Below are 11,690 nucleotides of genomic sequence, written 5' to 3' on the forward strand. Positions count from 1 at the left end.
GCAACCTATAAATGACATTTTCTCCAAATAAACAAAAACCCGCCATATAGGCGGGTTGTTGTGCGAACACTGCATCTTATTTTTTCAAGCGGGTAACTATTACTTAGTTGCCAACTTCTCACGGATACGTGCAGATTTACCTGAACGCTCACGTAGGTAGTAAAGCTTAGCACGACGAACACGACCGCGACGCTTAACTTCGATGCTAGCTACTAGTGGACTGTGAGTTTGGAAACCACGCTCAACACCTTCGCCATTAGAGATTTTACGTACAGTGAATGCAGAGTGAAGACCACGGTTACGCTTAGCGATTACCACACCTTCAAACGCCTGTAGACGCTCTTTTTCACCTTCTTTAACACGTACTTGAACTACTACTGTATCACCAGCACCAAATTCAGGTACGTCAGTTTTCATTTGCTCATCGTTGAGCATTTTAATGATATTGTTCATAACTTACTCCGTTCTAGGATTAACTGAGCTTCGACTAAACAGGCTTGTCCATATTGGTAACAAACTCTGCTAAAAGAGTCTTTTGTTCGCCAGTCAGAGCTAGATTTTCAAATAATTCTGGTCGTCTCAAAAAAGTCCTACCAAGACTTTGTTGTAACCGCCAGAGTCTAATTTTTTCGTGGTCACCGCTTAATAACACTGCTGGAACACCGACACCATCTAAGTTTTCTGGGCGAGTATAGTGTGGACAATCCAATAAGCCATCAGAGAAAGAATCTTGCTCTGCTGACGCTTGCTTACCTAGTACACCAGGTACTAGCCTTGCAACTGAATCGATTAAAGTCATCGCAGGTAACTCTCCGCCCGAAAGCACATAATCACCAATCGACCACTCTTCATCTACTTCAGATTGGATGATACGTTCGTCAACACCTTCGTATCGACCACATACCAATACCAAACTAGATGATTTACTTAACTCACTGACACCTTGCTGATCCAGCTTGCGTCCTTGAGGTGATAAATAAATCACTTTCGCACCGTCACCTGCCGCAGCTTTCGCTGCATGAATAGCATCGCGTAACGGTTGCACCATCATCAACATACCTGGACCACCACCATAAGGACGGTCATCAACAGTATTATGTCGATCATTCGTAAAATCACGAGGATTCCACGTTTGCAACTCTAACAGGCCGTTTTTAACGGCTCGACCCGTAACTCCAAAGTCTGTAACAGCACGAAACATCTCAGGAAACAGGGTTACTACCCCTAACCACATATGTTGTACCTCGACTTAAAAGTCTGGATCCCAGTCCACTAATATCTGTTTACTTTGCACGTTCACCTCAAGGACGAACTGCTCAGGGACAAAGGGGATCATTCGTTCCGCTTTGCCGAATGCATCTTTTACGTTAGCTTTAACAAGTAGTACGTCGTTAGATCCTGTTTCCACGATCTGTTCAACTTCACCCATGTTATAGCCTTTAGTATTGGTCACAGTACAACCAATCAAGTCTCGCCAGTAGAATTCATCTTCCGACAAGTCTTTAATTTGGTCAGCCTGAATTGCAATCTCACAATTTGTAAGTAATTGCGCATCCTCACGTGTATTTACACCTTCAAGACAGGCAACAAGTGCTTTACCTTGAAAACGCCACTGAGTGACTTTTACTTCACGCCATTCACCTTGTTCTTTAATGAACCAAGGAGAATAATCAAAAATACCTTCAACAGAATCGGTATAAGAAGTGATTTTCATCCAACCTTTAATACCATGACTAGAGCCAATTTTGCCTAGTACGATTGGTTGTTGGTTACTACTCATCTATTTATACCTTAACGCTATTAAGCAACAGCTTTACGAGCGTCTTTGATCAATTTCGCTACGCGTTCTGAAGTTGCTGCACCTGTAGCAACCCAGTGATCTACACGGTCTAGATCTAAACGTAGAGTTTCTTCTTGGCCTTTAGCTAAAGGATTGAAAAAACCAACACGTTCGATGAAACGACCGTCACGAGCATTGCGGCTATCAGCAACAACGATATTGTAAAATGGACGCTTTTTTGCGCCGCCACGAGCTAAACGAATGGTAACCATGCGTTTTATTCCTCTAATGATTTGCTAGTAAGCAAAAATAAAAACTGGGACTCCGTGTTCGCGAAGGGCCCCAGAGAAAGCCGCAAGATTTTACCTGATTTTTCAACTATTGCAACCAAATCCGTTGTTTTAAAAACCAAAGGGCTTATGGTCACATAGTTGATAATCAGTCTTACGAACTGATGTAGATAATTTTTTTGGAGTTTTAAAGCGAATTAACGCCCTGGAAACTTCATTCCAGGAGGCATCATTCCGCCCATGCCGCGCATCATTTTCTTCATGCCGCCTTTGCCTGACATTTTTTTCATCATTTTTTGCATTTGAGTAAACTGCTTCAATAAACGATTGACGTCTTGAATTTGAGTACCCGAACCTAATGCAATACGGCGCTTACGCGAACCTTTGATGATATCAGGACGTTGGCGTTCACCAGGCGTCATTGAATTAATAATGGCTTCCATTTGATTGGTCATTTTACCGTCTTGAACTTGAGCTAATGCTTCTGGAGGCAGTTGTCCTACCCCTGGAAGCTTTTCAATCATGCCCATCATGCCGCCCATGTTTTTCATTTGCTGCAGTTGTTCACGAAAATCTTCTAGATCAAATCCACCACCAGACTTCACTTTTGAAGCAAGCTTCATCGCTTTGTCTTTATCGACACCACGTTCAACTTCTTCGATAAGTGACAATACGTCACCCATACCAAGAATGCGTGAAGCGATACGTTCTGGGTGGAACGGCTCTAATGCGTCAGTTTTCTCACCGACACCTAAAAACTTAATTGGCTTACCGGTAATGTTTCTAATTGATAATGCAGCACCGCCACGGGCATCACCATCAACCTTTGTTAAAATAACACCGGTTAAAGGTAGTGCTTCATTAAATGATTTAGCAGTATTTGCCGCATCTTGACCTGTCATTGCATCGACAACGAATAACGTTTCAACAGGTGTTACAGCAGCATGGAGATCTTTAATCTCATCCATCATGGCTTCATCAACATGCAAACGACCTGCAGTATCGACAATTACAACATCAATGAATTTTAATTTTGCATGCGCAATTGCAGCTGTCGCAATATCAATTGGTTTTTGGCTTACGTCTGATGGGAAAAAGTCCACTTCAACTTCTGCAGCCAAGGTTTCCAATTGCTTAATCGCTGCTGGACGATAAACATCGGCACTCACAACTAAAACAGATTTTTTCTCACGCTCACGTAAAAATTTTGCCAGTTTTGCAACACTGGTTGTTTTACCCGCGCCTTGCAAACCCGCCATCATTAATACTGCAGGTGGCTGGCTGGCTAAATCTAATGCTTCATTAGCTTCGCCCATCGCTTTTTCAAGTTCATTTTGGACAATCTTAATGAATGCTTGTCCTGGACTTAAACTTTTAGAGACTTCTTGACCGACTGCACGTTCTTTTACGCTGTTTACAAATTGGCGTACAACGGGCAAAGCAACATCAGCCTCAAGTAGTGCCATGCGCACTTCACGTAAGGTTTCTTTAATGTTGTCTTCGGTTAAGCGACCACGACCACTAATATTCTTGAGGGTTCGTGACAGTCTGTCGGTTAGATTCTCAAACATGCTCTGCTGTTTACCTTAAACGATTCGATAATTGCCGCCTATTATACCCAAACTACTTCAAGATGCGAGATTAGCCTGAGGCCTGTCTATTGATGTATGTCATTTTTCGTAAATTATTTGGAGTTAAATGGTGGAAACTGTTAAATTTTGAGTCTTGGGTCACTGCCCTAATGGGTAGGGTTCATGTTAATCTAAGATAAATATAGATGTGCTGATTTTATTTTTAAAAACAACCTGCACTCATAACTTGATAGGTTTATTCCAGATGGTCATTTTTTCAGCTTCGGCTATGTTGTTTTATTGCATTGCACTCGTATTAGTGACGAGTCGTTTGTTCCATGCAGAAGGGCCGAATCGTCGATTGGTTGCAATTTTTGCATCTATTGCCGTTGTGCTTCACGGTATTGCACTTTCGCAAACTATTTATACTGCTGACGGTCAAAACTTCAGTTTAACGAATGTGATTTCATTAGTTAACTGGATTATCGCCTTCAGCTTTACCATTATTATGCACCGCTTGAAGGTGATAGTTGTGGTACCTGTGGTTTATGCCTGCTCTGTTATTTCAGTTGCAGTGTTATGGCTCATACCACCACAGTACATTATTCATTTTGATATCCACCCTGAGATCTTAGCTCACATTGTGCTTTCTCTTATGGCTTACAGTGCATTAATGATTGCCGCTCTCTATGCGATTCAATTGTTATTGATTCAAAATAAGCTTAAAAACAAGAAAACCATGATGAGCCCTGGCATGCCGCCTTTAATGACAGTTGAAAAACAACTTTTTCATTTAGTCACTATCGGTATGTTCTTACTGACTCTTTCATTAATCACGGGGTTTGTGTTTTTAGAAGATATGTTTGAAGATGGTAAAGGTCATAAGGCAATTTTATCCATCTTAGCTTGGTTAGTATACGGCGCTATGCTATGGCAAAACTACACCATTGGCTGCCGTGTTCGCACAGCCGTCATCTACACATTATCAGGTGCAACATTATTATCTTTAGCTTATTTTGGCGCTCGAATAGTGACTGAAATCATTTTAAGATAAACTACAACTCTGGCAGGTTAACCTTCCCAGACTTGACACTCATGACGAATGATTGATACTCATCATTCGTCTTTTTTTTACTCAGTTTTTAATTACGTTTACTGGAGCCCTTTTTGGACGCTATTTCTACCAGCGCACTCCTCCTCTCTCTTCTAGTGTTAATCTTAATCTCAGCCTACTTTTCTGGGTCTGAGACAGCCATGATGACATTAAACCGCTACCGTCTTCGTCACCTTGCTTCTAGTGGGCATAAAGGGGCGCAAAGAGCATTAAAGATGCTTGAAAGACCTGACAGGTTAATTGGTTTGATTCTAATTGGTAATAACCTCGTCAACATCTTAGCCTCAGCCATTGCCACCATTATTGGTATGCGCTTATTCGGCGATATGGGTGTGGCAATCGCAACGGGGGTGCTGACATTAGTAGTGCTGATATTTGCTGAAGTTACGCCGAAAACGGTTGCAGCTCTTCACCCTGAACGTATCGCTTTTCCATCTAGCTTCTTACTAAAAGCCCTGTTATCAGTGTTATGGCCACTGGTTAAAGTCATTAATCTGATCACATCAGGCTTTTTACGTGTATTAGGTATAAAAAATATCAGTGTCAACGATGCATTAAGCCAAGAAGAGCTGCGCACTGTGGTTCATGAGGCTGGTGCACTGATCCCTCAGCGACATCAAGAGATGTTGATATCCATTCTCGACTTAGAAAAGGTCACCGTTGAAGATATTATGATCCCGCGATCAGACATCTATGCAATTAACGTCAATGACGAGTTCAAGTTAATCAATAAGCAAGTCACTCAAAGCCCACATACTCGAGTGTTGGTATATCGTGACAATATTGATGATGCAGTCGGATTTATTCACCTTCGTGATGCCCTTAGACTTCGCTCGAAAGAAGAATTCAGTAAGTCCTCTTTGCTTAGAGCTGTAAAAGAGTTGTACTTCATTCCTGAAGGTACACCGCTCACCGTACAACTATCTAACTTCCAGCAAAATAAAGAACGCTTTGGCTTAGTGGTTGACGAGTATGGTGACATTCAGGGGCTAGTGACGCTTGAAGATATCCTAGAGGAAATTGTCGGCGACTTTACTACCTCAATGATCACCACTGCCAGCGAAGATATTGATATTCAACAAGATGGCAGTTTTGTCATTGATGCAACGATCAACATCCGTGATTTGAACAAAGAAATGAAATGGGACTTTTCAATTGATGGCCCTAAGACACTCAACGGGCTTATCATCGAATATCTAGAAGATATTCCTGATGCGGGAACAAACGTCACTATCGATAATTATAATATTGAAGTGATTGAGGTCTCTGACAACATGATTAAAGCGGTGAAAGTAGTACCTGGACTTAAAGAAGATACTACTGAAGAGTTGACTGATTAGTCCAATTCAAACGCCATCAAAAAAGGCGCTGATAAGCGCCTTTTTTATTGCTCGTATAAACTTTATTTCGCTTACTTTACGCTGCCTGCCGGCGATTGGCTTCTAATGCTCTTCTTTTATCTCGAGCGATTGGTGTAATTTCATCCTCTAAATTTTTGTTTAAGCCCATCATGAAGTACAACTCAGCCATTAAGAAAAAAGGGCCTATCAATAACTGATTTAAATCATCGATGAATGCAGGTTTCGCCTTTTCATATTTATGACCAATAAACTGAATAACCCAACCGACAAAAAATACACCAACACCCACCATCCAAGCATTATCAAATTCAGCCACCATTGAAGAAGTCATCAAGACTGGGATAATAAAAATGGTTAAACCAAGCGCTAAGCCTTTATGCAATATAAAATAATATATCAATGTCCCCAAAGCGAAGATGGTTGCGATATTAATCTTAAATCCATCTTCGGCTAACAAAACAAAATTAATTGGGATTAGATTTAGCAATAAAAAAACAGACCAAATAATTAGCGGTACGCCAACAAAGTGAGTTTTAATATTTTTGGGGTTTAAATGCACACTTTTATAAGTGGCAAGCTGCTCAACGGCCGATTTCATTACGAGTCCTTATTATTTTTATCAAGTAACATCCTATTAACTTACCCTACTTCAACTATGGAGCTCAAGCTCTAGAATCATTCGCAGTTGTAATTTAATGCCCGATAAGAAATAAATACCAGCAAACACCTTTTGATAAGAGTCGAAAAAGGCGCCCAGAAAAGACGCCGAAGCGCCTTAATAGATTACTTGTGCAATCAAGTAGTGAAATCATCCGAATACCGATTTAAGACTCTATGATAACTGTCGCTACAGCATAGTGTTGCTCATCGGCGATAGTGATGTGAACATGGCTAGCGCCAAGTTCATTCATTCTCGTTAAGGCACCATCAGTAAAACTCACAATGGGGGCACCACTGTCATTATTGGCAATATGAATATGCTGAAATGACACCCCACGTCCAATGCCAGTGCCTAAGGCCTTGGCTGCAGCTTCTTTAGCAGCAAAACGCTTTGCAAGATATCGATGCGGTATTTTAGAACTCTGATAAATTTCAAGTTCTGCTGGCGTTAATACACGTTTAGCCAGTTTATCACCAAGGCGCATAAACTGGGTCTCAATACGAGCAATCTCGACAATATCAGTACCTAAGCCAATAACAGCCATTATTCGCCTCTGCGACCTTCTTGCATCAGTTGCTTCATGTCTTTTACTGCAACAGCTAAGCCGTCAATTGCAGCGCGCGCTATCACAGCATGACCGATGTTAAGTTCATACAACTCAGGAATAGCCGCAATTGGTTTGACATTGTGGTAATGCAAGCCATGACCTGCGTTAACAATAAGGCCTTTACCATGAGCATATTTTGCCATTTCGGTAATACGCGTTAACTCTTGTAATTGCTCTGCATCAGTTTTCGCATCAGCATAACAGCCTGTGTGAATTTCAATATAAGGCGCTCCTGAGGCCACAGCAGCATCTATTTGTGCTTTGTCTGCATCAATAAATAAAGACACCTTAATACCCTGTGCCGCAAGACGTGTGACAGCTTGGGTGATTTTATCAAGTTGGCCCGCAACATCTAAACCACCTTCGGTAGTTAATTCCTCACGTTTTTCAGGTACCAAACAGGCATAAGCTGGCTTAACATCACAGGCAATTGAAATCATTTCTTCAGTCACAGCAAACTCAAAGTTCATCCGTGTTTTTAGGGTTTTGGCCAGTAGGTAAACATCACGATCAACAATATGTCTGCGATCTTCACGTAAATGAATGGTGATGCCATCAGCACCGGCATGTTCTGCCACGGCTGCGGCATGTACAGGATCAGGGTATTCTGTACCACGAGCTTGGCGTAAAGTGGCGATATGGTCGATGTTAATGCCTAATAAAATTCCACTCACTGTGGGCTCCTTATATATTTTTTGTTCTTGTCTAATTTCAGCACTGTTATCAGAACTAATATCAGTGCTAATCTGTTACTTCTTAATAAATAATTTTCTGCTTAGTAGTGGTTTTCCACCTAACAATGGAGTTAATAATAACCTCATTAATCCTTTCGCCTGCACTAAATTATTTTCAACAAGTTGTTTGGATTTTAAGTTAATCAGCATCTCACCAGATAATAAATGGCGGCTATTTGTCACGTTTGCTGATGCCTGCTGAGCAACAGGTAAAAAGCCTTCATCGGCAATAATCCGATAACTCATATCAGCCATAATACTTTCCCCTTGAGTATCATATTCAAGTGAAGGCAAAGCGCCCAGTTCATTAAGCAATTCCATTTCAAAATAGCGTAAATGCTCTGAGCTAAACTCGCTCGCTAACGCCATCAAGCTGCGATGATAATGTAAAAATAAGCTTTCGGCATGTTGGCCTGAGTTAAGTACTCTCACCAGAAGCTCATTAAGGTACATCGCAGAATATAAACTATCTGATTTTAAGGGAAGTGCAGGCGCTGCAGGTTCAATTTGGGTAATAAACTTAAGTGAAGAATCAGCTGAGTCTGATTTACTATTGAATTGAAATATCAGAGGCTGAAAAGGTTGGATGATACTTTTAATGGATTTTTTACCGCTGCCTACCCTGACTAATGCATCAAGGCGACCCACACCATCGACCAACAGATTGACAATCACACTGGATTCTCTGTAAGGACGATGGTGGAGTATATAGCCGCGTAACATCGAAGAGACGACTAACGGCTATAGTATGAGATCAAGGCTGACATTGTATTAGTCTTCGCCGTAACCTAGACTGCGCAGTGCTCTTTCGTCATCTGCCCAACCTGATTTCACTTTCACCCACACTTCTAAGAAAACTTTATTATCAAATAAGGTCTCCATATCAAGGCGTGCTTGGGTAGCAATGGTTCTAATACGCTCACCTTTGTTACCAATGACCATGCGTTTTTGGCCTGTACGCTCTACCAAAATCAAAGCATTAATTTGATAAACACCATTGTCCATCATTTTAAACTGCTCAATCTCGACAGTGGCATCATAAGGTAGTTCATCACCTAAGAAGCGCATCAGCTTTTCACGCACAATTTCAGATGCCATAAAGCGCTGAGAACGATCGGTCACATAATCTTCAGGGAAATAAAACTGCCCTTCAGGTAAAGACTCTTGCGCTAAATCTAAAATACGTTGCACGTTCGTGCCTTTAGTGGCTGAAATCGGCAAAATCTCATCAAAAGCAAACTTTTCAGAGAGCTCTGCAAGATAAGGAAATAAGGCTTCTTTATCTTTAATGTTATCGACTTTATTAATGGCTAAAACAGTTTTACGCTTACCACTGCCTTGTTGCAGCTTATTAAGCACCATTTCATCATCTTCAGTCCATGTCATACCATCAACAACAAACACAACCATAGACACATCAGCTAATGAACTGGCAGCAGCACGGTTCATCAAACGGTTAATGGCGCGTTTTTCGTCAATATGAAGACCTGGCGTATCAATAAAGATGATTTGTTTTGCTTCATCTGTATGAATACCCATAATACGGTGACGTGTGGTTTGCGGCTTTTTAGAAGTAATACTCACTTTCTGACCAAGTAACTTGTTCAGTAAAGTTGATTTACCCACATTCGGGCGACCTACAATGGCAACCATGCCACAAAAAGTCACTTCATATTTCGCTTCAGCAGCGGGTGCGGCACCATTCATCCTTGCCAATAATTCATCCAAGCTTGGCTCTGCTGGCGAGCTTTCTGGCAAGTCTGTTTTTTTGGTCATTTATTAATTAGCTCCAATACCTGAGCCGCAGCTAGCTGCTCAGCTTTTCTTCTAGAAGTACTGACACCTGTCACTACTTTATCTATTTCTGATATTCGACATTCAACCGTGAATGTTTGATTGTGCGCATCACCCTTAACATCTACAACAAGATATTCTGGTAATGGCTTTTTATAACCCTGTAAATATTCCTGAAGGATCGTTTTCGGATCCTTTTGGTTAATACCTGGTTTGATTTCAGCTAAGCGTTGCTTATACCAGGTCAACAATAGACCACGGCATGTTTCTATATCGGCATCAAGATAAATAGCACCGATGATAGCTTCAACAGCATCAGCGAGTATCGACTCGCGTCTAAAACCGCCACTTTTAAGTTCGCCTGGGCCTAAATAAAGGTAATCACCTAATTTAAACTCTTTCGCGATAACGGTAAGGGTTTCACCCTTTACTAATGTAGAGCGCATTCTACTCAAGTCACCTTCAGTGACTTTTGGAAACTGGTGATATAACGCATCTGAAATGATAATTGATAAAATCGAATCACCTAAAAACTCAAGACGTTCGTTATGCTTTGAAGCGGCACTTCGATGGGTTAACGCCTGAGTTAGCAGATCTACATTGGTAAACTCATAACCAAGTGTTCTACATAAACGTGGTAAGTTCTTAATTGGTTCCATTACTTAATTGCACCTACTCTGTCAAAACGCACACCCGTCGGCACCCAAGTTGGTAACCAGCTGCTTGCTGGTCGCTCAAACTCAAAACTAATCCAAATAGCGACTGCTTTACCAACTAGATTCGCTTCAGGTACAAAGCCCCAAAAACGACTGTCTGTACTATTATCGCGGTTATCACCTATGGCAAAATACTCACCTTCAGGAACAATAAACTCACCCACAGCGGTGCCAGCTTGCTCATAAAAATGATTACTAAAATCTGGTCGAGATGGGTTAATCAAAATGTCATGTTCAATATCACCAAGTTGCTCAGTGTAACGAGATAATGGGATACCTTCTTGAGAAAACTCACCACGATTAACGCTGCTTAATTTCACTGCTTTCGCTGGCGGGCAATTTGCACCATCGTCACATTTTGGTTCAATCAAAAACTGCTTATTTTGATAAACAATTCGGTCACCAGGTAAACCAATAACTCTTTTAATATAGTCTATTTGTGGGTTTTCTGGGTACTTGAATACGAACACATCACCGCGCTCAGGCTCACCCGTTTCAACTAATTTACTGCGCCATACTGGATCACGTAAACCATAGCTAAACTTCTCAACTAAAATAAAGTCACCCACGAGTAAAGTCGGCTTCATCGAACCTGATGGAATTTGAAATGGTTCATAAATAAACGAACGTAAAATCAACACAAAAGCAATGACAGGGAAAATAGAATGAGCAAATTCAACAACCGTTGATTCACGTATAATACTCTCTTTTGCTTCCTCACTAAGGTCTGCTTGTTTTGCTTCGGCTAAAGCAAGCGCTTCGCGGCGCTTTGGAGCAAAGAAAATAACATCAATTAGCCAAATCAAACCACTGACTAACGTGACGATGACTAAAATAAGAGAAAAATGGGCTGCCATTGGGTATTAAGCTCCTGCCTTTACACTTTTAAATGGGTTCAGTGATTAACACTGCTAAATAATGAGTATCCGACGGATAACATGCAGAATCACTATCTGTTGTGTTACAAAATATACAAAATCACTTCGATTGCAAAATTAACTTTTGCTCATCATCTTTGATGAAAAATAATAATTATTTTTAGGAATAACAACGCCGCAAACT

The 11,690-nt window shown here is 41.0% G+C and carries 14 protein-coding genes; 2 read left to right on the top strand and 12 right to left on the bottom strand.

What is annotated here, in order from left to right; genetic code table 11:
* Window positions 1-99 precede the first annotated feature (99 nt).
* The 5 genes from rplS to ffh form a co-directional block, all read right to left on the bottom strand.
* Complete coding sequence (rplS, locus tag LMH66_RS00955) at window positions 100-453, bottom strand: 50S ribosomal protein L19 (protein ID WP_055025610.1); 354 nt, start codon at window positions 451-453, stop codon at window positions 100-102.
* Between the two features lie 34 nt (window positions 454-487).
* Window positions 488-1,234 (bottom strand): tRNA (guanosine(37)-N1)-methyltransferase TrmD, encoded by a 747-nt coding sequence (trmD, locus tag LMH66_RS00960; RefSeq protein ID WP_102529683.1) that lies wholly within the window; start codon window positions 1,232-1,234, stop codon window positions 488-490.
* Window positions 1,235-1,249: 15 nt separating this feature from the next.
* On the bottom strand, window positions 1,250-1,780 hold the full coding sequence (gene rimM / locus LMH66_RS00965; RefSeq protein ID WP_102529684.1) for a ribosome maturation factor RimM: 531 nt from the start codon (window positions 1,778-1,780) through the stop codon (window positions 1,250-1,252).
* A 20-nt stretch (window positions 1,781-1,800) separates the two neighbouring features.
* Window positions 1,801-2,052 carry a 30S ribosomal protein S16 gene (gene rpsP, locus LMH66_RS00970; RefSeq protein ID WP_055025607.1) on the bottom strand — a complete coding sequence of 84 codons (252 nt, stop codon included), beginning with the start codon at window positions 2,050-2,052 and terminating at the stop codon, window positions 1,801-1,803.
* A 215-nt stretch (window positions 2,053-2,267) separates the two neighbouring features.
* Window positions 2,268-3,641 (bottom strand): signal recognition particle protein, encoded by a 1,374-nt coding sequence (ffh, locus tag LMH66_RS00975; protein ID WP_102529685.1) that lies wholly within the window; start codon window positions 3,639-3,641, stop codon window positions 2,268-2,270.
* Between the two features lie 265 nt (window positions 3,642-3,906).
* Between ffh and LMH66_RS00980 the strand changes: the two genes are divergently transcribed.
* Complete coding sequence (locus LMH66_RS00980) at window positions 3,907-4,695, top strand: cytochrome C assembly family protein (protein ID WP_102529686.1); 789 nt, start codon at window positions 3,907-3,909, stop codon at window positions 4,693-4,695.
* Between the two features lie 113 nt (window positions 4,696-4,808).
* Complete coding sequence (locus tag LMH66_RS00985) at window positions 4,809-6,095, top strand: HlyC/CorC family transporter (protein ID WP_102529687.1); 1,287 nt, start codon at window positions 4,809-4,811, stop codon at window positions 6,093-6,095.
* Between the two features lie 76 nt (window positions 6,096-6,171).
* Here the strand turns inward: LMH66_RS00985 and LMH66_RS00990 are convergent, their stop codons facing one another.
* From LMH66_RS00990 to lepB, 7 genes are all read right to left on the bottom strand, one after another.
* Window positions 6,172-6,714 carry a DUF962 domain-containing protein gene (locus LMH66_RS00990; RefSeq protein ID WP_229367764.1) on the bottom strand — a complete coding sequence of 181 codons (543 nt, stop codon included), beginning with the start codon at window positions 6,712-6,714 and terminating at the stop codon, window positions 6,172-6,174.
* Window positions 6,715-6,940: 226 nt separating this feature from the next.
* Window positions 6,941-7,321: a holo-ACP synthase gene (gene acpS, locus LMH66_RS00995; RefSeq protein WP_102529689.1), complete on the bottom strand. Its 381-nt coding sequence runs from the start codon at window positions 7,319-7,321 to the stop codon at window positions 6,941-6,943.
* Window positions 7,321-8,058, bottom strand: coding sequence for a pyridoxine 5'-phosphate synthase (gene pdxJ / locus LMH66_RS01000; RefSeq protein ID WP_102529690.1), 738 nt, complete (start codon window positions 8,056-8,058; stop codon window positions 7,321-7,323). Before pdxJ ends, acpS begins: the two co-directional genes overlap by 1 nt.
* A gap of 75 nt (window positions 8,059-8,133) precedes the next feature.
* Window positions 8,134-8,841: a DNA repair protein RecO gene (gene recO / locus LMH66_RS01005; protein ID WP_229367766.1), complete on the bottom strand. Its 708-nt coding sequence runs from the start codon at window positions 8,839-8,841 to the stop codon at window positions 8,134-8,136.
* 48 nt (window positions 8,842-8,889) lie between these two features.
* The gene (gene era / locus LMH66_RS01010; RefSeq protein ID WP_229367768.1) at window positions 8,890-9,894 is read right to left on the bottom strand and encodes a GTPase Era; all 1,005 of its coding nucleotides are present in this window, start codon (window positions 9,892-9,894) and stop codon (window positions 8,890-8,892) included.
* Window positions 9,891-10,571, bottom strand: coding sequence for a ribonuclease III (gene rnc / locus LMH66_RS01015; RefSeq protein WP_102529693.1), 681 nt, complete (start codon window positions 10,569-10,571; stop codon window positions 9,891-9,893). The genes era and rnc overlap by 4 nt, the downstream gene beginning before the upstream one ends.
* Window positions 10,571-11,485 (bottom strand): signal peptidase I, encoded by a 915-nt coding sequence (lepB, locus tag LMH66_RS01020; protein WP_102529694.1) that lies wholly within the window; start codon window positions 11,483-11,485, stop codon window positions 10,571-10,573. The genes rnc and lepB overlap by 1 nt, the downstream gene beginning before the upstream one ends.
* Between the last annotated feature and the right edge of the window lie 205 nt (window positions 11,486-11,690).

The organism is Shewanella sp. 10N.7 (genome assembly GCF_020806285.1).
Classification (GTDB): domain Bacteria; phylum Pseudomonadota; class Gammaproteobacteria; order Enterobacterales; family Shewanellaceae; genus Shewanella; species Shewanella electrodiphila.

Bases quoted from the DNA above. Each gene is read 5' to 3' on its own strand.
- trmD (WP_102529683.1), bottom strand. From the start codon at position 1,234: ATGTGGTTAGGGGTAGTAACCCTGTTTCCTGAGATGTTTCGTGCTGTT.
- ffh (WP_102529685.1), bottom strand. From the start codon at position 3,641: ATGTTTGAGAATCTAACCGACAGACTGTCACGAACCCTCAAGAATATT.
- LMH66_RS00980 (WP_102529686.1), top strand. From the start codon at position 3,907: ATGGTCATTTTTTCAGCTTCGGCTATGTTGTTTTATTGCATTGCACTC.
- LMH66_RS00990 (WP_229367764.1), bottom strand. From the start codon at position 6,714: ATGAAATCGGCCGTTGAGCAGCTTGCCACTTATAAAAGTGTGCATTTA.
- lepB (WP_102529694.1), bottom strand. From the start codon at position 11,485: ATGGCAGCCCATTTTTCTCTTATTTTAGTCATCGTCACGTTAGTCAGT.
- rimM (WP_102529684.1), bottom strand. From the start codon at position 1,780: ATGAGTAGTAACCAACAACCAATCGTACTAGGCAAAATTGGCTCTAGT.
- acpS (WP_102529689.1), bottom strand. From the start codon at position 7,321: ATGGCTGTTATTGGCTTAGGTACTGATATTGTCGAGATTGCTCGTATT.
- rnc (WP_102529693.1), bottom strand. From the start codon at position 10,571: ATGGAACCAATTAAGAACTTACCACGTTTATGTAGAACACTTGGTTAT.
- rplS (WP_055025610.1), bottom strand. From the start codon at position 453: ATGAACAATATCATTAAAATGCTCAACGATGAGCAAATGAAAACTGAC.
- rpsP (WP_055025607.1), bottom strand. From the start codon at position 2,052: ATGGTTACCATTCGTTTAGCTCGTGGCGGCGCAAAAAAGCGTCCATTT.
- era (WP_229367768.1), bottom strand. From the start codon at position 9,894: ATGACCAAAAAAACAGACTTGCCAGAAAGCTCGCCAGCAGAGCCAAGC.
- recO (WP_229367766.1), bottom strand. From the start codon at position 8,841: ATGTTACGCGGCTATATACTCCACCATCGTCCTTACAGAGAATCCAGT.